Below are 21,667 nucleotides of genomic sequence, written 5' to 3'. Positions count from 1 at the left end.
CGTCCGACCCGCCGACGCGGACGACCGGAGCGACGCAGCACACGCCCTCAACAGGCAGGACAGACCGAAACGGCGTCGTGACGATCGCCCGCGTCGCAACGGGGGTTCCAAGGGGCCGCCCCCTTATGAGGTGGCTGGTTCTGTGGCCTTGGCTTTGGCGGGCTTGGACGTGGACGGGGCGCGGAGGAACAGGGCCATGACCGGGATCAGGTAGGCCGCCCACATGATGAGCTGGAGCCAGGTGATCTGCGGGGTGACGTTCAGGACGCCCTGGAAGACCGTCTGCATCCAGTCGCCCGCGCCGCCGAACTTGGCGAAGAAGGCGTGCGGCTCGAGGGCGACGGAGCCGAGGCCGGGGAAGACCTCGGCCTCCTGGAGGTCGTGGAAGCCGTAGCCGAACACGCCCGCCGCGACGACGATCAGGGCCGCGCCCGTCCAGGTGAAGAAGCGCTTGAGGTTGATCTTGAGGCCGCCGCGGTAGAGCAGGTAGCCGAGCGCGACGGCGACGGCGAGGCCGAGGAACGCCCCGGTGATCGGCTGGGTCGAGCCGCCGGACGAGTTGGAGATGTTCGTCCAGAGGAACAGCGCGGTCTCCAGGCCCTCGCGTCCGACCGCGAGGAACGCGACGGCGGCGAGCGCGAGCGGGCCGACGTTCAGCGCGCCCTCCAGCTTGCCCTCGAGCTCCGCTTTCATGAAGCGGGCCGTCTTGCGCATCCAGAAGACCATCCAGGTGACGAGCCCGACCGCGATGATCGACAGGATGCCGCCGAACAGCTCCTGGGTCTTGAACTGCATCTCCGAGGACGCGGCGCTCAGGGCGATCCCGAAACCGGCGGCGAGGGCGACGGCGAGCGCGATGCCCGTCCAGACGGGCAGGAGGGCCGCGCGGTTGCCGGTCTTCACCAGGTACGCGATCAGGATGCTCACGACCAGGGCGGCCTCGAGCCCTTCTCGCAGCCCGATGAGGAAGTTGCCCAGTAGCATCGCGCGCTCCTCCTGATCACACACCTGTGTTTAGGCAAACCTAACCTAAGCCAGTGTGTGCCTCTCGCCCGCCCCTGACAAGACGTCCGGAACGCGAACCTCAGCCTTCCTTGTGCTCCAGTCGGTGGAAGGCGCGGGCGATGGGTTGAGCGGTCAGCTCGATCTGCCAGCGGCGGGCGCCCAGGTCGCGCAGGGCGGCGGCGACGGCGGACGGGGACGCCTCGTCCGGCGGCGTCCAGGCGAGCCGCCGGACGGAGTCGGGCTGCATGAGGTTCTCCGACGGCATGGAGTGCTCCTCGGCGAGCGCGGCGACGACGGCGCGGGCGGCGGTGAGGCGCTTCGCGGCCTCCGGGTCGCGGTCGGCCCAGCGGTGCGCGGGCGGCGGCCCGTCGCCGGGGACGGTCGGCTCCGGCAGCTTCCGGTCGGACAGCGCGCGGGCGCGGGCGACGGCGCGCAGCCACGCCGACTGGTGCCGCCGGGCGCCGCGGCCGCGCATGGTCGGCAGGGCCTGCAGCTCGGCGGGCGTGCCCGGGGTCTGCTGCGCCAGCTCGATGATCGCGGCGTCCTGGAGCACCCGGCCGGGGGACAGGTCCCGCTCGCGGGCGATCTTGTCGCGGGCCTCCCACAGCTCGCGGACGGTGGCGAGCGCCCGCCGGTTCCGCACCCGGTGGATGCCGGACGTCCGGCGCCACGGGTCCGGACGCGGCGGCTTCGGCGGCGTGGTGAGGATCGCGGCGAACTCCTCCAGCGCCCAGTCGAGCTTGCCCGCGTCCGCCAGCTCGACCTGGAGGGCGTCGCGCAGCTCGACGAGCAGCTCGACGTCGAGCGCGGCGTAGCGGAGCCAGTCCTCCGGGAGGGGGCGGGTCGACCAGTCGGCGGCCGAGTGCCCCTTCTCCAGCACGAAGCCGAGGACGTTCTCGACCATGGAGCCGAGGCCGACGCGCGGGTAGCCGAGCAGTCGCCCGGCCAGCTCGGTGTCGAACAGCCGGCGCGGCACGAGCCCGACCTCGGCGAGGCAGGGCAGGTCCTGGTTGGCGGCGTGCAGGACCATCTCGGCGTCGGCGAGCGCGGCGTCCAGCCCGGACAGGTCGGGCAGGGCGATCGGGTCGATCAGCGCGGTCCCGGCGCCGGCGCGGCGGAGCTGGATCAGGTAGGCGCGCTGCCCGTACCGGTAACCGGAGGCCCTTTCGGCGTCGACCGCGACGGGGCCGGATCCCGCGGCGAACGCGGCGATGACACGTTCCAGTTCCGCCGCGCCCGTGACCACGGGCGGCACGCCCTCGCGCGGCTCCAGCAGGGGGACGGCCGGGGGGCCGTCGCCCGGCTCGCCCTCGGGCGGCCGCACCGCCTGCTCTGGAACGGTCCCTGGCCGCCTCGCGGCCGTGTTCTCCGCGCCGGCGTCCCGCTCGGGCCCGGTCGCGCGCGTTTCGGACACTCCCACTGAACCTTTTTCATCCTCGGATCGACGAGCCGTTCGAGGCCCTGCGGAACACCGGCGGACGAAATCGGCAGCCTGCTCGCGTGTGCTCCCCCGCCTCGGTTCCGGACGCTGTGGTCACGCCCCCTACCGTACGTCGCTCAACCGCCCGCGCCGCCGGGGCGGTCCGGCAGGGCGGCGACGCCGGACGGCGGGAGCCCCGCCGTGGTGCACATCACCTCGCACCACGCCGCCACGTGCGGGGCGAGGTCGTCGCCGGTCGGGGACCAGGAGGCGCGCAGTTCGAGCTCCGTCGTGGACGGCTCGCCCCGCTTGTCGCCGAAGCTCTCGGACACGGCGCGGGTGATCGTCCCGGAGACGCCGGCGAACCCGGCGGGCTCCAGCGCTTCGAGCAGCCAGTCCCACGCGACGGTGCCGATCAGCTCCTCGGCGGCGATGTCGGGCTCCAGGTCGGCGCGGATGTAGGCGACGACGCGGAAGCCGTTCGTCCAGCCGCCGCGGCCGTCGGGATCGTAGAGGACGATCAGGCGGCCCATGGCGATCTCGGTGTCGTCGTCGCGGTAGACGCTTCCCGACAGGGCCGCCGCGTACGGCGCGAGGCTCTGCGGGGCGGGCATGTCCTCGAGGTCGAGCTCCGGCCGGAGGCCGGGCCCGTCGAGGATCTCGCGCAGCGTGTCGAGCGCCCGCTGGAACGCAGGTGGGTTCATGGGTGGACCGGCCTGGGTGCGGGGGAGTGGTCGGGTGCGGGGGCGGGACTCGGGTCGGTGATGCCGGACATCGGAGCCGCCGCGGGCGACGGCCGGGGGACGCGGAGGGGAAGCAGGCACGGCACAGGTGGTTTCGTCTCGGGGGCCGGGCCGGTCAGGCCACGGCTCGCACGGTGGCGGCGCGGCGGTCGGCCGGGCCGGGCGCTTCGGGGAGGGCGGAGGCGGCGGGCGGGGGCCCGGTGACCGGCGCGGTCACCACCGAGCCGACCAGGACGGCCGAACCGCATTCGACGCACGCCCGCTCGGGACACTCCTCGCCATGACCGTCCGGACACGGCGGTTGCTCGAACATACGTTCATCACCGCAGGTGGAACAGTACAAGGGGGACCTCCCTCGGCTATGACACGCATCACGTTCGCACGCGCCGGTGACAGAATGCGGGACTTCGCTCGGCGTGTCCGGAAGTTCGTGCCGCTCAGGGGGGCGACCGGGTGCTTTCCCACCGTCCGTCCATGGGACGATCGCACGGTGACCGCTGACGCTTCCCGCACCGACGACGCGAACGCGAGCCCGCCCGAGGGCGGCGGCCTCGCCGAGAGCCCCTTCCTGCTGGCCTGCCGCCGCCGGCCCGTGCCGCACACGCCCGTGTGGTTCATGCGGCAGGCGGGCCGGTCGCTGCCCGAGTACCTGCGGGTCCGCGACGGCGTCCCGATGCTGGAGTCGTGCGCACGCCCCGACCTGATCGTCGAGATCACCATGCAGCCGGTGCGCCGCTACGGGGTCGACGCGGCGATCTTCTTCAGCGACATCATGGTGCCGCTCAAGGCCATCGGGGTGGACCTCGACATCAAGCCGGGCGTCGGGCCGGTGATCACCGACCCGATCCGGGACGCGGCGGGCCTGTCCGTGCTGCGGCCGCTCGTCCCGGACGACGTCCCGTACGTGACGGAGGCCGTCCATGGCCTGGTCGGCGAGCTGGGCCCGACCCCGCTGATCGGGTTCGCGGGCGGTCCGTTCACGCTCGCCTCGTACCTGATCGAGGGCGGGCCGTCCAAGAACCACGAGCGCACCAAGGCCATGATGTACGGCGAGCCCGAGCTGTGGGCCGACCTCATGTCCCGGCTCGCCGACCTCACGATCGCGTTCCTGAAGGTGCAGGTCGCGGCGGGGGCGAGCGCCGTGCAGGTCTTCGACTCGTGGGTCGGCGCGGTCGCCCCGCAGGACTACCGCGAGTCCGTGCTGCCGCACACCCGGCGGATCTTCGCCGAGATCGAGCCGCTCGGCGTCCCGCGCATCCACTTCGGCGTCGGGACGGGCGAGCTGCTCGGCCCGATGGGCGAGGCGGGCGCGGACGTCGTCGGCGTCGACTGGCGCGTCCCGCTGGACGAGGCCGTCGCCCGCGTCGACCCGGGCAAGGCGCTGCAGGGCAACCTCGACCCGGCGATCCTGTTCGCGCCGTGGGAGACCGTCGAGCGCCGCGCCCGCGACGTGCTCGCCCGCGGGCGCACCGCCGAGGGGCACATCTTCAACCTGGGGCACGGGGTGCTGCCGTCCACGAACCCGGACGTGCTGGCCCGCCTCACGGACCTCGTCCACGAGGCGAGCACCGAGGACGCTCCCTAGCCGGCCGGGTTCTCCGGGGCCGAGGCACGCGCCGAGGGGCGGCGGCGTCCGAACCGGGCGCGCAGGCGGCGCCGGAAGACCAGCGCCGGGGCGCCGATCACCGCCGCCGCGACCAGGAACGGCAGCAGCCAGCCCAGCAGGACGGCGACGCCTCCCGCGAACGCGGTGAGCGCGTGCCAGCCGTCGCCGAGCGCGCCGACGAACCCGCCCCGGTCGTCCTTTTCGTCGGCGGGGACGGACTTGCCCACCAGCAGCACCGTCACGGTCGCGAACCGGGTGCGGTTCTTGAGCGCCTTCTGCCGCGCCTGGAGCGCCTCGAGGTCGGCCTCGCGCCCGGCGATCTCGTTCTCGATGTTCATGATCTCGGTGATCGAGCCCGCGCGTCCGAGCAGCTTGCGGTAGGTGTCGAGGGTCGCCTTGGCGGAACGCACGCGGGCCTCGACGTCCGCGACCTCGCCCGTGACGTCCTCGGCCTCCTGGGTGAGCGAGAGCTTCGCGCCGAGCTGCGTGCCGAGCTGGTCGAGCACCTCGCCGTACCGCGCGACGGGAATCTTCAATGTGATCTCCGAGCGGGCCGGGTCGGTCGAGCTGGACTCCCGCTCGACATAGCCTCCGACCGCGCCGACCAGCTGCTTCGCCTTGGTCGCGGACGCGTCCACGTCCTTCGCCCGGACCTGGAGCCGCGCCGTGTGGACGACCTCGCGCCCGGCGTCCAGGGGCGCCTGCGGGCGGGGCGAGCCGCCGCGCTCGCCGGTGCGCCCACCGCCCGTGCCGTTCTCCGTGCCGCCCGCCGGGGCGCGTTCGGCGCTCGGCGCGGCCGGGGCCTTCGCCACGCCGCGGTCGGCGGACTCCGAGCCCCCGCTGGAGTCGCCGCCGCCCCCGCACGCCGCGAGCGTCCCGGCGACCAGCAGGACGGCCAGCGCGCCGGGGACGCGCGCCCGTCTCATGGTTCCCGCTCCGTTCCGCACAAGCCCGACGTTCCTGACGATCCGCATGGCGCTTGGACGAGGTGGTGCGGATCACCGTTCCCGCGCCCGAGTCGCGATACGGGCACGAACGAGCCGCGCCGCGATCACGGCGGCGGGCGGTGCACGCCCGCGGTGCACGCCCCCGGTGCACGCCCGCCCCGGTGCGCGGTCCGGCGGGTCGTCTGGGAGGCTGGAGGACATGAGCAGCTCCCGCGCCGTCAAGACCGCTCCGGCCGCGCACGCGGTCGTCGTCGGGGGCGGCATCGCGGGCCTCGCCGCCGCGCGCCTGCTCGCCCGCGAGGGCGTCCGGGTCACCGTCCTGGAGGGCTCCCCGCGGATCGGCGGCAAGCTGCGGACCAGCGAGATCGCCGGGATCCCGGTGGACGAGGGCGCCGAGTCGATGCTCGCCCGCCGTCCCGAGGGCCTCGACCTGGTCGGCGCGCTGGGCCGGGCCGGCGACCTCGTGAACCCCGGCACCACCTCCTCGGGGATCTTCAGCCGGGGGGCGCTGCGGCCGATCCCGGCCGGGCAGGTCATGGGCGTCCCGTCCGATCTGCGGGCGCTCGCCGCCGCGCAGGTGCTGTCCCCGGCCGGGCTGGCGCGCGTGCCGCTCGACCTGGTGCTGCCGGAGACGCCGCGCGGCGAGGACGTGTCCGTCGCCGAGTTCATCGGCGCGCGGGTCGGCCGGGAGGTCGTCGACCGGCTCGTCGAGCCCCTGCTCGGCGGCGTCTACGCGGGCCGCGCCGAGCTGCTGTCCTTCGACTCGACGCTGCCCGCCGTCGCCGCCGCCGCGCGTACCCACCGGTCGCTGATCAACGCCGCGCGGGGCATCAGGGCCGCCGCGCCCGCGAACCCGGGCCCGGTGTTCGCGACCCTCCCGGACGGTCTCGGCACCCTCCCGCACCTGGTCGCGGACGACATCGCCGCCGCGGGCGGCACGGTCAGGACCGGCGCCATGGTCCGCGAGCTGCGCCGCCGCGACGGCGGCTGGCGGCTCACGGTCGGCCCGGCCCGCGATCCCGAGCACCTCGACGCCGACGCCGTGGTGATCGCCGTCCCGGCGGCGCCCGCGGCCCGGCTGCTGGAGCCGGACGTCCCCGCAGCCGCCCGCGAGCTGGCCCGCATCGAGTACGCCAGCATGGCGATCGTCACGCTCGCCTACCGGGCGGACGCGTTCCCGCGCCCGCTGGAGGGCAGCGGGTACCTCGTCCCGGCGGTGGAGAGCGATCCCGAGCACGGCGGACGGGGTGTCAAGGCCGTCACGTTCAGCTCGGTAAAATGGCCTCACCTGCGAGACCGCGACCCCGGCGTCCTGGCGGTGCGGTGCTCCATCGGACGGTTCGGCGAGGAGCACGTCCTCCAGCGTCCGGACGACGAGCTGGTCGCCGCCGCGACCGCCGAGCTCGCCGCGACCTGCGGCGTGTCCGGCCCGCCCGTCGAGAGCCGGGTGACCCGGTGGGGCGGCGGCCTCCCGCAGTACAACGTGGGCCACGCCGACCGCGTGGCCAAGGTCCGGGCGGCGGTCGCCGCAGTGCCAGGGCTCGCCGTCGCGGGCGCCGCCTACGACGGGCTCGGCATCCCCGCGTGCGTCGCCTCGGCGCGCGCGGCGGCCGCCCGGATCGTCGAGCATGTGCGCAGCCGAGAAGGAGCAGACCATGACGCAGCCGGCGGGCAGGCCGAAGGCACGCGAACTCAATGACGTCATCCGCTACACCATGTGGTCGGTCTTCCGGGTGGCGAAGCCGGGGACGGTCGGCGAGCGCGACGCGGCCGAGGTCCAGGACCTCCTCGACCAGGCCGCCGAGAAGGACGTGACCACCCGGGGCGCCTACGACGTCGCCGGGCTGCGCGCCGACGCCGACTACATGTTCTGGTGGCACGCGCCCACGTCCGACGACCTCCAGGAGGTCTACACCCGGTTCCGCCGGACGGCCCTCGGCCGCGCGAGCGAGCCGGTCTGGTCGCAGATGGCGCTGCACCGCCCGGCGGAGTTCAACAAGAGCCACATCCCGGCGTTCCTCGCCGAGGAGGAGCCCCGCGCCTACGTGTGCGTGTACCCGTTCGTCCGGTCGTACGAGTGGTACCTGCTGCCGGACGAGGAGCGCCGCGCCATGCTCGCCGAGCACGGCAAGATGGCGCGCGAGTACCCGGACGTCCGCGCCAACACGGTGTCGTCGTTCGCGCTCGGCGACTACGAGTGGATGCTGGCCTTCGAGGCCGACGAGCTGCACCGGATCGTCGACCTGATGCGCCACCTGCGGGCCGCGCGGGCGCGCGTGCACACCCGCCTCGAGGTGCCGTTCTACACCGGGCGCCGCAAGCCGGTCGGCGAGCTGGTCGCGAACCTCGCCTAGCCGTCCCGGCGACTCGTCCGGGCGTCTCGGCGGAGACGGGCCGAGCGGACGGCTGATCGGCAGTAGGGTGCGGTCCGTGACCGAGTCTCCCGCCCAGTCCTCCGCCAAGCAGCAGTCCCGCGGCCGGCACGCGAAGCCGCCGTCCGCGCTCGCCGTCCGCTGGAAGCGGCTGGTCGCGTCGCGGCGGCGCCGGCTGGTCCTCGCCGGGGCCGGGCTCACCGCGGCGGCGGCGCTCGCGGCGGGGGCCGCGCTGGCGCTGCCCGGCGGTGGCGGCGGGCCGGGCCCCGCGTCCCGGACGGCCGCCGAGGCCCGCGCGGGGGCGTCGCCGTCCCCGCACGAGCAGGTGGACGCCGTCGGCGACCCCGACGAGGTCACCGACGCGGTGCCCTACTTCGAGACGAAGGACCCGGACAAGAAGGTCGTCAAGCACGTCACCGACGTCCGGCGCAGCGGCAGCTTCGTCCGGGTCTACACCGACCTCAAGGAGGAGGACGAGAACTCCAAGCCCGCCCTCGACCTCTGCAAGTGGACGACGCAGTTCCTCAAGGACGGCGGCGACGACGAGCCCCGCGTGTTCGTCCACGGGGAGAGCGACGACAACGGCAGCGTCATCCTCGCCAACAAGCAGAGCGACAAGGACTCCTGCGAGGTCAGCGAGACCCCGTAGCGGTACCCGCCGCTACTCGGCCGGTTCGAGGGTCAGCGAGACCGAGTTGATGCAGTACCGGTCGTCTGTCGGGGTGGCGTAACCCTCGCCGTGGAACACGTGCCCGAGGTGCGAGTCGCACACCGCGCACCGGACCTCGGTCCGGACCATGCCGAGCGAGCGGTCCTCGATCAGGGTGACCGCGTCCGAGTCGGACGGCGCGTAGAACGACGGCCAGCCGCAGTGGCTCTCGAACTTGGTCTCCGAGCGGAACAGCTCCGTCCCGCAGGCGCGGCAGCGGTACACCCCGACCGTCTTCGTGTCGGTGTACTCGCCGGTGAACGGCTTCTCGGTGCCCGCCTCCCGCAGCACGCGGAACTCCTCGGGGCTCAGCTCGGCCCGCCACTCTTCCTCGCTTTTGCGGATCTTCTCCATACCCTCGAACGTACCCGGCTCCCTGTCCATGCCGCCTGTCCGACCTGTGGGTTAACGTGCTTGCATGGCCTCGCCCTACATCGAGATCCCGGTCGGGGATCGGCTCGTCAAGGTGTCCAACCCCGACAAGGTCTACTTTCCTGAGCACGGCTATACCAAGCGCCAGCTCGTGGAGTACTACATCGCCGTGGGGGAGGGCATCCTGCGCGCGACCCGGAACCGTCCGACGACGCTGGAGCGCTGGCCCGCCGGCGTCTTCGAGGGCGCCCGCATGGCCACCCGGGAGGACTACGCCCGCGGCCAGGCGGGCTACGGTGCGGGCAAGTCCGACGCGTTCTACCAGAAGCGCGTGCCGAAGGGCGCGCCCGACTGGGTCCGCACGTCGAAGATCGCGTTCCCGAGCGGCCGCTTCGCCGACGAGGTGCGCCCGACCGAGGTCGCCGTGATCGCGTGGGCGGCCAACCTCGGCACGCTGACGTTCCACCCGTGGCCGGTGCGGGACGGCGACGTCGACCACCCGGACGAGCTGCGCATCGACCTCGACCCGCAGCCGGGCACCGACTTCTCCGACGCGGTGCGGGTGGCGCTCGGCCCGGCCCGCGAGCTGCTGGCGGAGCTGGGGCTCACCGGGTTCGTCAAGACGTCCGGCAAGGGCGGCGTGCACATCTACGTGCGGATCGAGCCGCGCTGGACGTTCACCGAGGTCCGCCGGGCCGCGCTCGCGTTCGGCCGCGAGGTGGAGCGCCGCGCCCCCGCCGACGTCACCACCCGCTGGTGGAAGGAGGAGCGGGGCGAACAGGTCTTCATCGACTACAACCAGAACGCCCGCGACCGGACGATCGCGTCCGCCTACAGTGTCCGCCCCGCCCCGCACGCGCCCGTCTCCGCGCCCGTGACCTGGGACGAGCTGGCCGACGTCGACCCGCACGACTTCACGATCGCCACCATGCCCGACCGCTTCGCGAAGGTGGGCGACCTGCACGCCGCCATCGACGACCGGGCGTTCTCCCTGGAGGGCCTGCTCGACCTCGCCGACCGCGACGAGCGCGATCACGGCCTCGGCGACATGCCGTATCCGCCGAACTATCCGAAGATGCCGGGCGAGCCGAAACGCGTCCAGCCGAGCAAGGACACCGACAACCGCTCCTGAGGGGAATTTCCGGCCGGGTCCCCGGCTTGACCGGGGAGTACGCATTCGGTCGATCAAGAAGAAGGCGGGCCCATGTCCGGCACGGAGTCGCTGCTCAACGTCAGGTACCTCGGGGGGCCGAGCGCCGTCGTGCGCATCGGAGGGGTGCGGCTCGTCACCGACCCGACGTTCGACCAGGCGGGCGACTACCCGCTCGGGCCGCGCACCCTGACGAAGACCTCCGACGCCATCGCCGGACCGGACGACATCGGTCCCGTCGACGCCGTACTCCTCTCCCACGACCAGCACCCCGACAACCTCGACAACGGGGGCCGCGCGTTCCTCGCCGACGTCCCGCTGACCCTCACGACCGAGACCGCCGCCGGACGGCTCGGCGGCACCGCCCGAGCGCTTCCGAACTGGGAGGACGCCGAGCTTCCGCGTCCCGACGGGGGGACGCTCCGGGTGACGGGCGTCCCGGCCCAGCACGGCCCGGACGGCACCGAGCACATCACCGGCCCGGTCACCGGGTTCGTCCTGTCCGGGGACGGGCTGCCCACCGTGTACGTGAGCGGCGACAACGCGTCCCTGGACGTCGTCCGCGCGATCGCCGGCCGGTTCGCGCCGGTCGACGTCGCGGTGCTGTTCGCGGGCGCCGCGCGGAACCCGGCCCTCGACGGCGACCTCACGCTCGGCAGCGCGGCCGCCGCCGAGGCCGCCCGGATCCTCGGAGCGGGGCAGGTCGTCCCGCTGCACTTCGAGGGCTGGGCGCACTTCACGGAGGGCCGCGGCACGATCGCGCCCGCGTTCGCCGCCGCCGGCCTCGACGCCCGGCTGCACCTGCTCGAGCCGGGCGAGGAGATCGGCCTCTGACACCCCGCGGGCCCGCCGCCCCCGGAGGGGTGGGACGGCGGGCCCTTTCCTTTGAAAAGGGGGATGCCGAAATGGCGTGTCGAATTTCACTGACCGGTCCTGGACGGGACGGGTTTCGCCCGCGGTGAGCTGTCGCTGTCGCATCAAGTGATCAACTTGGGCATTTCAGGCGGCTATCAGCAGGCGCTTTTGTCATTTAGCGTGCTGTTCGTTCATGTGTCGCTCGTCGACGTCTCCCCGAAGGAGCATGATGGACCAGTCGCACAATGGCTCTTCGCGCCGCAGGTTCCTCGGCATGGCCGCGTCCGCGACGCTGCTGCAGGCCATGACCGGGGTCGTGCCGGCGCACGCGGCGCCCGCGCCCGCCGGCGCCGCGGCGCGGCCGCGGCAGGGGGGCCGGCGGGGGACCGTCGCGATCCTCGGCGCCGGTGTCAGCGGGCTGACCGCCGCGCTCAGGTTCATCGAGGCGGGGTACGCGGTGACCGTCCTGGAGGCGCAGGGACGGGTCGGCGGCCGCAGCTTCACCGCCCGCCGCGGCGACCGGATCACCGAGGTGTGGGCGGACGGGTCGGCCCGCACCCAGACGTGCCGGCTGGACCGCGGCCTGTACGCCAACCTGGGCCCGGCCCGGCTCTCCTTCGACGACCAGCGGGTCTTCGGGATGTGCCGGCGGCTCGGCATCCAGCTCGAACCGTTCCTCATGCAGAGCGCCAGGAACCTGTACCAGACCGATTCGGCGTGGGGGCGGGCGCCGGTGCCGCGCGCCCGCATCTCCAACGACGTCCGCGGGTTCGTCGCCGAGACAGCGGTGGCCGCCGTCCGGAAAGGGCTGCTCGACGGTGAGTTGAGCGGGGCGCAGCGCGAGAGGCTGCTCCGCCTGCTGGACGAGTTCGGCGACCTCGACGGGACCGACCACGCCTACAAAGGCTCGCTGCGCTCGGGAATCGCGAAACCGCTGCGCGTCCCGCAGCAACCCGAGAAGCTCGACCCGCTCTCCGTGCCGGACCTGTTGGCCAGCGAATTCTGGGACCACTATTTCTACTGGGACCTCGGATTCGGCTACCAGATGACCATGTTCCAGCCGGTCGGCGGAATGGACGCCATCGTCCGCGGAATGGCCGCAGCGCTGCCCGCCGGAACGGTCGCGCTCAACGCGCCCGTCCATGCCGTCAGGGCCGCCGAGGACGGGGTGCGCGTCGCGTGGAAGGACGCCCGCGGCGAGCACGACACGAGGTTCGACTACTGCCTGAGCAGCATTCCCGTCCCGGTGCTGAGGACGTCCGTCGAACTCGCCGGGTTCTCCGCCGAGTTCGGACGCGCCGTCGCGGGCGTCGAGTTCGCGCCGTCGTGCAAGATCGGCTGGCAGGCCAACCGGCGGTTCTGGGAGTCGGACGAGTACCGGATCTACGGCGGCATCAGCCTGATCGACAACGAGGTCACGCAGATCTGGTACCCGTCCTCCGGCTACTTCTCCCGCGCGGACAAGGGCGTCCTGCTCGGCGCGTACGCGTCCTACGGCAGCGGGCGGAAGCTCGGCGACCGCCCGCACGCCGAGCGGCTGGAGACGGCGCGGGCCGCCGGGGCGCGGCTGCACGCCGAGTTCGCCGACCGGTCCGTGGTCCCGGACGGGCCGGGCATCTCCGTCGCCTGGCACAAGGTGCCCTACCAGCTCGGCGCGTGGGCCGACTGGGACCACACCGTCCCCGAGCACCGGGAGCGGTACGAGACCCTGGTCAACGTCCAGGGGCACGGCAACTTCATGGTGATCGGCGACCAGGTCAGCCCGCTGCCCGGCTGGCAGGAGGGCGCGATGATGTCCGCCGAGTGGGCGTTCGAGTCGCTCACCGGCGGCCGGCCCGCGGACCGCGTGACCGTCCACCGGGCCCCCGACTCGCGGCTGCTGACGACCGGCCGCTAGCGACCCGGCCGGAGACGCCGCGAGGCCGCCGCCCGAGCGGGGGCGGCGGCCTCTTCACGCACGTTCACTTCACGGGATCAGGAGAACCTGCGCTCCTGGACGGGCAGCGTGACCCCGGACGGGCCCTGCCACGGCGTCAGCGACTTCGGCGCGACCAGCGAGCCCGCGTGCCGCCCGGTCGCGACCACCGGGACGGTGATCGAGCTGCCGCGCAGGTCGACGGTCGCCTTCGCGCCGGTGGCCTTCTCCTGGTTGTAGTCGGCGTCCGTGCCGGCCAGGACGAGGGCCACCCGGTGCCCCTTCTTGAACACGTACTCCTGGCTGAGCGTCGTCCACTTGACGTCGTAGTAGCGGCCGGGCACGAACGGGCTCGGCTTGCTCAGCGAGGTGGCGTTCTGGGCGTCCAGCCAGCCGCGCGCGACCACGTTCACCGCGGACTTCACTGTGGTGACCTGCGTCTGCTTGTAGCAGGCGTCGTCGTCGGCCGTGCTCTCACCGTGGCAGTCCTCGGTGGTCAGCGTCTTGATGCCGGAGCCGGCGCCGAGGTAGTCGACGCGGGTGTCGTCCCCGTAGTCGACGAGCAGCGCGGTCAGGTTGGCGGTCGGCTTGTCCAGCTTGACGCGCAGCGTCGCGTCCGGCGTCCCGGACAGGCGGCCGGTCTGCGGCAGCGGGTCGGACACGAACGCGGCCCGGTACGGCTGCGCCGTCCCCGGGTCGCTGACCATGGTGCCCTCCGGGTAGCCCGCCCCGGCGGCTCCCGGCGCGTCGGTGAACGTCGCCGTGGCGCCCTCCGGGGCCTGCTGCGTGCCGAGCGTCCCGTTCGGGCCGGGCCGCAGGGTGAGGGCCTGCGCGTCGGGGGACGGCCAGTCCGCCTGGGTGATCCACTGGTCGGGGCCGACCTCGATGTCGGCGCTCGGCGCCTTCATCACCCTGTTGCGGACGTTCAGCAGCTCGTGGTCGAACCACTGGTGCAGGGTGTTGACCCAGTCGTCCCGGCGGATGTCGAACGGGTCGACGTGGCCGCGCTGCGACAACCACACCTTCCGCTCGACGCCCTGCTTCTTGAGGCCCTCCCACCAGAGCGCGAAGTGGTTGTCCTTCACGTTGAGGTCGTTGACGCCGTGGTAGGCGAAGACGCTGGCGTGGACCTTGCTGAGGTCCGTGATCGTGCCGCTGCGGTAGTCGGTGGTCTTCCAGTAGTCGTTGTAGTTGCCGGTCGCGTCGTCCTCGCCCTGGTCCAGGGCCGCGCGGACGGCGGCGCACTTGGCGGGCGGGTCGGTGTCGACGTAGTCGGCGAGCCAGGGCTGCTCGTCGTCGGTGTACTTCACGCCGTTCATCCGGCTGTAGTCGTACCAGCCGCTGATCGCCGAGATCGGGACGATCGTCTCCAGCCCCTGCACGCCGGTGGCGGCGACGCCGTTCGCGAGCGTCCCGTCGTAGGACTTGCCGATCATGCCGGTGCGGCCGGTGGTCCAGGTGGCCTTCGCCTCGCTGCCGTCCGGCCGGAACGCCTTCGCGCGCCCGTTCAGCCAGTCGACCACGGCCTTGCCGCCGAGCACGTCGGACGGGCCGCCGCTGACCGGGCAGCCGTCGGACTTGGTCGTCCCGATCATGTCGGCAGCGAGGTAGGCGTAGCCGCGCGGGACGAAGTAGTTGTCGAAGAACAGCGGGAACTTGAGCGGGTTCCCGTTCGCGTCGTAGGTCTTGCGCTCGCTCTCGTTGCCGCGTCCCGCGTTGTCGTAGTACGGGCTCTCGTCCATGATCACCGGGACCTTGAGACCGCTCTCGGTCTCCTTGGGCCGGATGATGTCGACGTTGACGCGGTCCTTCTTGCCGTCGCCGTCGCTGTCCACGCTCGACTCGACGTAGACGTGCTCGCGGATCGCGTCCTTGTAGGAGAAGACCGGCTGGGTCACGCCGTGCTTCACCACGATCTTGGGGGGCGGCTTGGCGAACGCCGTCGCGCCGCCCCCCGCACCGGCGAGCGCCGCGCTGGTCAGCACGGCCACCGTCATCGTCCGCCGGGTCCGCCTCAGGGATCGCCTGGCCAAAACCCGCACCTCCCGACTCAGATAATGATCTCTACGGGGGCACAGGGTCCTCGCCCGCGGACGCCGGGTAAAGGTCGGCGCTCGCCTAACTCGGACCGGATTTGGTCATCTCCTGCCCTTGCCATCCCGGCGCCGGGGCCTTCGCGCGGTTGACCGCCGACAGCACGGCCCGCACCGACGCCGCGAGCACGGACGTGTCGCGTCCCGCGCCCCAGGACGTCACGCCGTCCACGCGGCACTCGGCGTAGGCGACGGCCGCCGCGTCGTGGCCCGACTCGGTCGAGTGCTCGACGAACCGGAGGACGTCCGCCTTCACACCGGCGGCGCGCAGCGCGTCGGTGAGCGCGGCGATCGGGCCGTTGCCGACGCCGGTGTGCTCGCGCTCGTCGCCGTCCACGCGGATCACGCCGGTGAAGTCGTGCCGCGCGGGGCCGGTGTGCGCCGTCCGCCACTGGACGAGCGCCACCGGGCCGGTGCGGTCGAGGTATTCGGCGCGGAACAGGTCCCACAGCTCGGCGGCGGTGATCTCCGCCCCGCTGCCGTCCGTGGCCTTCTGCACGACCCGGGAGAACTCGATCTGCACGCGGCGCGGCAGCTCCAGTCCGTAGCCGGTGCGCAGCAGGTAGGCGATCCCGCCCTTGCCGGACTGGCTGTTCACCCGGACGACCGCTTCGTAGCCGCGCCCGACGTCGGCCGGGTCGATCGGCAGGTACGGGACGTCCCACGGCAGGCTCTCCGGCGGGACGCCCAGGTCCGCTGCCCGCGCCGCGTGCCGGGCCATGCCCTTGCCGATGGCGTCCTGGTGCGTCCCGGAGAACGCGGTGAAGACGAGGTCGCCGCCGTACGGGTGGCGCTCGTGGACGGGCAGCCGGTTGCAGTGCTCGACCGTCCGGCGGATCTCGTCGACGTCGGAGAAGTCCACCATCGGGTCGACGCCCTGCGCGTGCAGGTTCAGCGCCAGCGTGACGAGGTCGACGTTGCCCGTCCGCTCCCCATTGCCGAACAGGCAGCCCTCGACGCGCTGCGCGCCCGCGAGCACCGCCAGCTCGGCGCACGCGACGCCCGTCCCGCGGTCGTTGTGCGGGTGGACGGACAGGATCACCGCGTCCCGCCGCGCCAGGTTCCGGTGCATGTACTCGATCTGGTCGGCGTACACGTTCGGCGTGGCGATCTCGACGGTGGCGGGCAGGTTCAGGATCACCGGGCGGTCGGGGGACGCGTCCCACAGCGCGGTGACCGCGTCGCACACCTCCAGGGCGTAGTCGGGTTCGGTGAGGTTGAACGTCTCGGGGGAGAACTCGAACCGGACGCCGTGGCGGGCGAGCCGGGCCACGTCGGCGGCGCCGTCCAGGATCAGCTTGCGGACGCCGTCGCGGCCGGAGCCGAGCACGACGTCGCGCCAGATCGGGGCCGTCGCCGTGTACAGGTGGACGACCGCCCTGGGCAGCCCCTCGATCGACGCGAACGTCCGCTCGATCAGCTCGGTCCGCGCCGGGGTGAACACGACGGGGGTGACGTCGTCCGGGATCCCCGTCTCCGCGAGGTGCCGGACGAAGCCGAAGTCGGTCTCGCTCGCCGACGGGTAGCCGACCTCGATCTCCTTGAAGCCCATCGCGACGAAGAGGTCGAACATACGGCGCTTGCGGGCGGTGTCCATCGGCTCGGCCAGCGCCTGGTTGCCGTCGCGCAGGTCGACGGGCACCCACAGCGGCGCGGCGGTGAGCCGCCGGGACGGCCATGTCCGCTCGACGCCGGGCACGGGCGACGGCACGCGGTCGTGGACCGGGCGGTAGCGGTGGAACGGCATCGAGCTGCCGCGCTGCGGGTTCCAGAAGGGCGCGCCGTCCGGCACGGGACCGGACGGGGTGCGCAGGGTCGGGAAGGTCGGCGGGGTCGGGAAGGTCGGCTTGGTCGGGAAGTTCATGGGGCTTTGTCCTCAAGGTCGCCGGACGACCGGCGGCGCCGGACCCCGCGGCGGGGTGCCGGTCCGGATCAGGCCCCGCCGCGGCGGCCGAGAAGAAGGACGCGCCACGTCATGCCCGCCACCCTACTCACACCTCAGCTCCTCAGACAAGCTGAGCGGCGGCTAGACTCGGCGGACACCGCCTGCCGCCCAACCGCACAGCCCCCACCGCACAGCCCCCGCCGCGCCACACCCACCGTGCGGCGCCCGCCGGAGGAGAACCGCATGCCGCTCGGCCCGCTCCGTCCCAGCCCGCTCGTCGAGCAGGCCGCCGACCGGCTGCGCGACCAGATCGCCGCCGGGACCTGGCCGGTCGGGACGAAGCTCCCCGGCGAGACGACCCTCGCGAAGGAGCTGGGGGTGGGCCGCTCGACCGTCCGCGAGGCGCTGCGGGCGCTGGCGGGGGCGGGGCTCGTCCAGGCCCGGCACGGCTCCGGCGTCTTCGTGACCGCCACCGAGCCGGACGAGGACTGGCCGACCCGGCTGCGCCGCGCGTCCGTCGCCGACGTCTACGAGATCCGCATGATGGTGGAGGTGCGCGCCGCCGAGCTGGCCGCGGACCGGCGGACGCCGGCCGACCTCGCCGCGCTCGACGCCGCCCTCGAAGCCCGCGACGCCGCCCTCGCCGGGCCCGCCGTCGAGGCGTTCATCGACGCCGACATCGCGCTGCACACCGCCGTCGTCGCCGCCGCGGGCAACCCCGTGCTCGCCGACCTGTTCGCCGGGTTCGTGCCCGTCCTGCGCGACGGCCTCCTCGACCTCGCCGCCCTGGTGGACGTCCGCGCCGCCGACGCGGCGCACGGCCGCGCCGCCCACGCCGCCCTGGTCGAGGCCGTCCGCGACCGCGACGCCTCCGCCGCCGGGCGCATCATCGAGGCCGAGCTCCGGGAGACCCTCGCCGCCCTCCAGCACACCCCCTGACGCGACGGCCGGTGACCGTAGCACTACCGGAGCGAGGCTCGGAGGGTGATCCGGAGTGAACGTCCGAATGCGGTCAGTGTGGCGGATGACGCGGTGCCACCCGAAGCAGATCACTCACAATCCGTATGTTCGCCGAGCAACAGGGGTGTGAGCGGAGAGATCCGCTGAAGGTCGTACGAATACCGAAAATAGGGGCATTTGCGTGACGGTGACACAGGGCCGTGCGGTCGGCCCGCCGGACCTTTTCGATCGCGGCGAGACGGTGGCACTGCTCCGGGCCCTGGCGGCGGAGGAGCGCCTCGGCGGACGGTCTTCCCAGCTCGGGCGCTTGGCCGACGACCTCGACGCCGACCGCGACCTCGAACGCTGGGCCGCCGTCGACCTGTACGCGGCGTTCCTGCGCGAGGACACCGTCGGAGACCGCGCCGAGCCCGCGTTCCGGCGGCGCGCCGGGACCGTCCTCGACCTGCTGCCCGCCGTGCTGATCTTCCTGCCGATCATGTTGACCTGGGTGGGCCTCTACAAGGCGACGAGCGCCTACCGGAAGAGCCGCGGGGACACCGCCCTCGCGGGCAAGTCGTTCCTCGAACAGTGGCAGACCGGCTTCAACGGCAGGCTCGGCGGCGGGTTCTACTTCGACCGCATCGCGCTGTGGACGCTGCTCGCCATCGGCGTACTGATCACCATCTCGCTGGCGCAGGCGCTGCACCGCAGGGCGTCCGACCGGGCCGACGCGCGGGAGCGGGCCCGGCTCGGCCGCGACCTCGCGGGCGCGCTCACCGCCGCCGACTTCCACCTCGGCCGGTTCCGGCTGGACGACGCCTCCCGCGTCGACCACGCGGCGCGGCGGCTCGAGGACGCCGCCGAGGAGGCGCGGAAGGCGGGCACGGCGGCCGGCGACCTGCAGCGCGAGGCGCAGCGGGCCATGGAGCGCGTCGAGACGCTCGCCGCCGCCCTGCTGAAGAGCGACGACGCAGTCCGCGCCGCCGCCGAGCGGATCGGGGACGCCACCGAGGGCGTCGGCCGCCGCCTCACGGAGGTCTCGGCGGCCAGCGCGTCCGTCGCCGACGCCGCGGCGGAGCTCGGCCGCTCCGCGACCGCCGACTCCGAACGGCTGCGCGAGGGCGTCGCGGCGGCCGCCGCCGAGCTGCGCACCGCCGCCGACGCCGACCGCGAACGCCTCGGCGACCGCATCGCCGCGGCCCTCGACAGCGGCGGGACGGCCCTGCGCGCCGCGCTCGACGACTGGCGCACCGAGGGCGCCCTCTACTCGCACCGCCACGAGACCACCGCCGAGCACCTCGGCCTGATCGTCGGCCGGGTCGAGGAGCTCATGGACCGCACGTCCCGCGCGCTCGGCGGGATGGAGCCCGCGCTCCAGGACTTCGAGGACGGCGTGTCCGCCGCCGTCAGCGCCATGCGGATGGAACTGGACCGGCTGCTCGACGGCATGCCCCTCGCCGACAAGCGCGCCGACGCCGTCATCGCCGAGTTCGCCGAGCTGCGCCGGTCGATGGACGACCTCTGCGACCGGCTCGGCCGGACGGGCGGCCGAAGGCGCTGGTTCCGGTGAACCTGCGGGTGGCCGTCACCGCCATCGCGGGCTGGCTGTTCGCCGACCTCCTGCTCGCGTTCGCCATCGTCGCGCTCGGCACGCAGGACCCGCCGCCGCGTCCCGTCGCGCAGCCGTCCCCGCCGCCCCGGCAGGCGCTGGAACGCCGCTTCGTCAAGGTCACGCTCTCCGTCGACCCCGACGACGCCCGCGCCGGACGGCAGGGCGCGGTCGAGGCGCTGCGCCGCGCCATCCAGGCCAAGCCGGTCCTGCGCGGCCGCAAGGCGGGCATCGTGCTGACCTTCGGCGCCCAGAACAACGGCGGCGAGGCGTTCGCCCACGACGTGAACCGCCTGCTCGAACGCGCCGACGGCGCCCTCTTCGCCGGCGTCGCCACCCGCGACTTCCAGCTCCTCGGAGCCTCCGGCGGCGAGGTGATGCTCAACATCTACCTCTTCTACAAGAACTGACCCAGGGAGCCCACGGATGAGCGAACAGGTCCTGCCCTTCTACCTCGTCTGCGACGAATCGTGGTCGATGGAAGGACCGGACGGAGTCGACGCGATCAACGGCTGCCTACCGGATCTGCACAGGGAGATCGGCAGCAATCCCGTGGTCGCGGACAAGACCCGTTTCTGCATCATCAGCTTCAATCACGAGGCCCAGGTGCTGCTGCCGCTCGCGGATCTGAGCGAGCTGACGACGATGCCCGCGATGTCCGCCAACGGCGGGACCGAGTACGGCACCGTGTTCACCCTTCTCCGGAGCACGATCGAGCAGGACGTGGCGCGGCTCAAGCAGGACGGCCACCAGGTTCTCCGGCCCGCCGTGTTCTTCCTCAGCGATGGCCAGCCCAACGACTCCGCCGACTGGCATGTGGCCTATCAGCGGGTCGTCGATCCGTCCTGGAGCGCTCGTCCGAACATTTTGGCGTTCGCCTTCAACGAGGCTGACGAGGGAATCATCAAGCAGATCGCCACCGTTCGAGCATTTTCCTACAACGGCACGCTCAAGCCCGCGCAGGCGTTGCAGGAGTTCGCGCAGTCGTTGATCCGGTCGATCGTGCGGTCCGGGACGTCCGGCGGTGCGGACGGCGGGATGACCCTGGCGATGCCGGACACGGTCCCCGGCTTCACGACCATCCCCGCCGATGTCGTCTGAGCGGCTCGTGCCGGACCGTTCCGACGACGAATGGCGGCCGGCGCTCGGAACGGTGGCGCCCGCTCCGCCGCACCTGCCGGGCGAGGCGTTCGAGCGCCCGCCGTCGTATCGCAATCCGCATCCGAAGGGCGGGGTCCCGCGCGGGCTTCCGCGGTCGGACGAGGCCGTCCCCGACACGGTCCTCGACGGCGCCGACTTCGAGCGCCTCGTCGTCCGGGCCGCGTCCCTGCGCGGTGACGAGCACCGCTACTACGGCGAGCCGCGCCAGGACTCGGTGGCCCTCTGGCCGGTGACGCTCGCGGGCGGCGACGCCCTGGTCGCGTGCGTCGCGGACGGCGTGGGCAGCCAGCCGAACTCGCACCGGGGCTCCGCGCTGGCCTGCGCCTACCTCCGCGAAGAGGTCGAGAAGCTGCCCCCGGACTGGACGTGGGACCACGGCGACGGGTTCGCCGCCACCGCCAGATGGATCGCAATGGCGATGGAGAACTGGGCGCACAGGCACGACCTGCCGCCCGCGTCGCTGTCCACCACGCTCGTGGCGGCGGTCGTGGAGGTCGCCCCCGCCGACGGACGCCACCGGTTCGCGGTGCTGCGCGTCGGCGACAGCCCGGCCTACCTGCTGCGGAACGGGGAACTGGCCGAGCTCGACCCGCCGCGGCCGTCCGAAGACGGGATCCTGGACACCGCCACCTACGCCCTCCCGAGCCATCCGTCCGCCGTGCGCACGCGGAAGGGTGCTCTGGGCAGGGGCGAGGTGCTCATGCTCTGCAGCGACGGCCTGTCGAACCCGATGCGGAGCGAAGAGGTGCGGACGCAGCTCCAGGAGTGGTGGGCCCGTTCCGACGAGCCGCCGGGCATCCTGGAGTTCGGCTGGCAGCTCGGGTTCCGGGCGAAGTCCTTCGGCGACGACCGCTCGGCCGTCTGTGTCTGGGCCGGGTAGCGC

The 21,667-nt window shown here is 73.2% G+C and carries 20 protein-coding genes; 12 read left to right on the top strand and 8 right to left on the bottom strand.

What is annotated here, in order from left to right; all coding sequences use genetic code 11:
- Positions 1-123: 123 nt before the first annotated feature.
- The 4 genes from efeU to FXF68_RS27555 all read right to left on the bottom strand — a co-directional run bounded on the left by efeU (position 124) and on the right by FXF68_RS27555 (position 3,481).
- Positions 124-984, bottom strand: coding sequence for an iron uptake transporter permease EfeU (gene efeU, locus FXF68_RS27570; RefSeq protein WP_148764155.1), 861 nt, complete (start codon positions 982-984; stop codon positions 124-126).
- A gap of 100 nt (positions 985-1,084) precedes the next feature.
- Positions 1,085-2,329, bottom strand: coding sequence for a ribonuclease D (locus FXF68_RS27565; protein ID WP_148764871.1), 1,245 nt, complete (start codon positions 2,327-2,329; stop codon positions 1,085-1,087).
- A 233-nt stretch (positions 2,330-2,562) separates the two neighbouring features.
- Positions 2,563-3,129 (bottom strand): DUF3000 domain-containing protein, encoded by a 567-nt coding sequence (locus tag FXF68_RS27560; protein ID WP_148352348.1) that lies wholly within the window; start codon positions 3,127-3,129, stop codon positions 2,563-2,565.
- A gap of 154 nt (positions 3,130-3,283) precedes the next feature.
- Positions 3,284-3,481: a hypothetical protein gene (locus tag FXF68_RS27555; RefSeq protein ID WP_148764153.1), complete on the bottom strand. Its 198-nt coding sequence runs from the start codon at positions 3,479-3,481 to the stop codon at positions 3,284-3,286.
- 255 nt (positions 3,482-3,736) lie between these two features.
- Here FXF68_RS27555 and hemE point away from each other — a divergent pair, with 255 nt between their 5' ends.
- Entirely contained in the window at positions 3,737-4,753 is a 1,017-nt protein-coding gene (hemE, locus tag FXF68_RS27550) for a uroporphyrinogen decarboxylase (RefSeq protein WP_425458626.1), read from the top strand.
- Here hemE and FXF68_RS27545 read toward each other — a convergent pair.
- Positions 4,750-5,700, bottom strand: a complete 951-nt coding sequence (locus FXF68_RS27545) for a DUF4349 domain-containing protein (RefSeq protein ID WP_187438137.1) — start codon at positions 5,698-5,700, stop codon at positions 4,750-4,752. The two genes, hemE and FXF68_RS27545, sit on opposite strands and share 4 nt — an antisense overlap.
- A 220-nt stretch (positions 5,701-5,920) precedes the next feature.
- Between FXF68_RS27545 and hemG the strand changes: the two genes are divergently transcribed.
- The 3 genes from hemG (at position 5,921) to FXF68_RS27530 (ending at position 8,742) form a co-directional block, all read left to right on the top strand.
- A complete protein-coding gene (hemG, locus tag FXF68_RS27540) occupies positions 5,921-7,420 on the top strand; it encodes a protoporphyrinogen oxidase (protein WP_148764147.1) in 1,500 nt (499 codons plus the stop codon).
- Positions 7,377-8,075, top strand: coding sequence for a hydrogen peroxide-dependent heme synthase (gene hemQ / locus FXF68_RS27535; protein ID WP_148764145.1), 699 nt, complete (start codon positions 7,377-7,379; stop codon positions 8,073-8,075). The genes hemG and hemQ overlap by 44 nt, the downstream gene beginning before the upstream one ends.
- Before the next feature lie 76 nt (positions 8,076-8,151).
- On the top strand, positions 8,152-8,742 hold the full coding sequence (locus FXF68_RS27530) for a hypothetical protein (RefSeq protein WP_148764143.1): 591 nt from the start codon (positions 8,152-8,154) through the stop codon (positions 8,740-8,742).
- A 12-nt stretch (positions 8,743-8,754) separates the two neighbouring features.
- Here FXF68_RS27530 and msrB read toward each other — a convergent pair whose 3' ends face one another.
- Complete coding sequence (gene msrB / locus FXF68_RS27525; protein WP_148764141.1) at positions 8,755-9,156, bottom strand: peptide-methionine (R)-S-oxide reductase MsrB; 402 nt, start codon at positions 9,154-9,156, stop codon at positions 8,755-8,757.
- Positions 9,157-9,220: 64 nt separating this feature from the next.
- On the opposite strand from msrB, the gene FXF68_RS27520 reads away from it, so the two are divergent.
- The 3 genes from FXF68_RS27520 to FXF68_RS27510 all read left to right on the top strand — a co-directional run bounded on the left by FXF68_RS27520 (position 9,221) and on the right by FXF68_RS27510 (position 13,076).
- Positions 9,221-10,306, top strand: a complete 1,086-nt coding sequence (locus FXF68_RS27520; protein WP_148764139.1) for a DNA polymerase domain-containing protein — start codon at positions 9,221-9,223, stop codon at positions 10,304-10,306.
- Between the two features lie 72 nt (positions 10,307-10,378).
- Positions 10,379-11,158 (top strand): MBL fold metallo-hydrolase, encoded by a 780-nt coding sequence (locus FXF68_RS27515; RefSeq protein ID WP_148764137.1) that lies wholly within the window; start codon positions 10,379-10,381, stop codon positions 11,156-11,158.
- Positions 11,159-11,453: 295 nt separating this feature from the next.
- A complete protein-coding gene (locus tag FXF68_RS27510; protein WP_187438136.1) occupies positions 11,454-13,076 on the top strand; it encodes a flavin monoamine oxidase family protein in 1,623 nt (540 codons plus the stop codon).
- A gap of 77 nt (positions 13,077-13,153) precedes the next feature.
- Here the strand turns inward: FXF68_RS27510 and FXF68_RS27505 are convergent, their stop codons facing one another.
- Both FXF68_RS27505 and leuA read right to left on the bottom strand, forming a co-directional pair.
- Complete coding sequence (locus FXF68_RS27505) at positions 13,154-15,091, bottom strand: Xaa-Pro dipeptidyl-peptidase (RefSeq protein WP_148764133.1); 1,938 nt, start codon at positions 15,089-15,091, stop codon at positions 13,154-13,156.
- 121 nt (positions 15,092-15,212) lie between these two features.
- Positions 15,213-16,934 (bottom strand): 2-isopropylmalate synthase, encoded by a 1,722-nt coding sequence (leuA, locus tag FXF68_RS27500; protein ID WP_148764869.1) that lies wholly within the window; start codon positions 16,932-16,934, stop codon positions 15,213-15,215.
- Positions 16,935-17,315: 381 nt separating this feature from the next.
- Here leuA and FXF68_RS27495 point away from each other — a divergent pair, with 381 nt between their 5' ends.
- From FXF68_RS27495 to FXF68_RS27475, 5 genes are all read left to right on the top strand, one after another.
- Positions 17,316-18,011, top strand: coding sequence for a FadR/GntR family transcriptional regulator (locus tag FXF68_RS27495; protein WP_148764131.1), 696 nt, complete (start codon positions 17,316-17,318; stop codon positions 18,009-18,011).
- A gap of 202 nt (positions 18,012-18,213) precedes the next feature.
- Positions 18,214-19,584: a coiled-coil domain-containing protein gene (locus FXF68_RS27490; RefSeq protein ID WP_148764129.1), complete on the top strand. Its 1,371-nt coding sequence runs from the start codon at positions 18,214-18,216 to the stop codon at positions 19,582-19,584.
- On the top strand, positions 19,581-20,033 hold the full coding sequence (locus tag FXF68_RS27485; RefSeq protein ID WP_148764127.1) for a hypothetical protein: 453 nt from the start codon (positions 19,581-19,583) through the stop codon (positions 20,031-20,033). Before FXF68_RS27490 ends, FXF68_RS27485 begins: the two co-directional genes overlap by 4 nt.
- A 16-nt stretch (positions 20,034-20,049) precedes the next feature.
- Positions 20,050-20,724, top strand: coding sequence for a vWA domain-containing protein (locus tag FXF68_RS27480; protein ID WP_148764125.1), 675 nt, complete (start codon positions 20,050-20,052; stop codon positions 20,722-20,724).
- Positions 20,714-21,664 (top strand): protein phosphatase 2C domain-containing protein, encoded by a 951-nt coding sequence (locus FXF68_RS27475; RefSeq protein WP_148764123.1) that lies wholly within the window; start codon positions 20,714-20,716, stop codon positions 21,662-21,664. The genes FXF68_RS27480 and FXF68_RS27475 overlap by 11 nt, the downstream gene beginning before the upstream one ends.
- Positions 21,665-21,667 lie beyond the last annotated feature (3 nt).

The sequence above is a fragment of the Actinomadura decatromicini genome (genome assembly GCF_008121305.1).
GTDB classification, from domain to species: Bacteria; Actinomycetota; Actinomycetes; order Streptosporangiales; family Streptosporangiaceae; genus Spirillospora; species Spirillospora syzygii.
The sequence above is the reverse complement of the archived record's forward strand: the minus strand, read 5'-3'. Positions and strand labels throughout refer to the sequence as shown.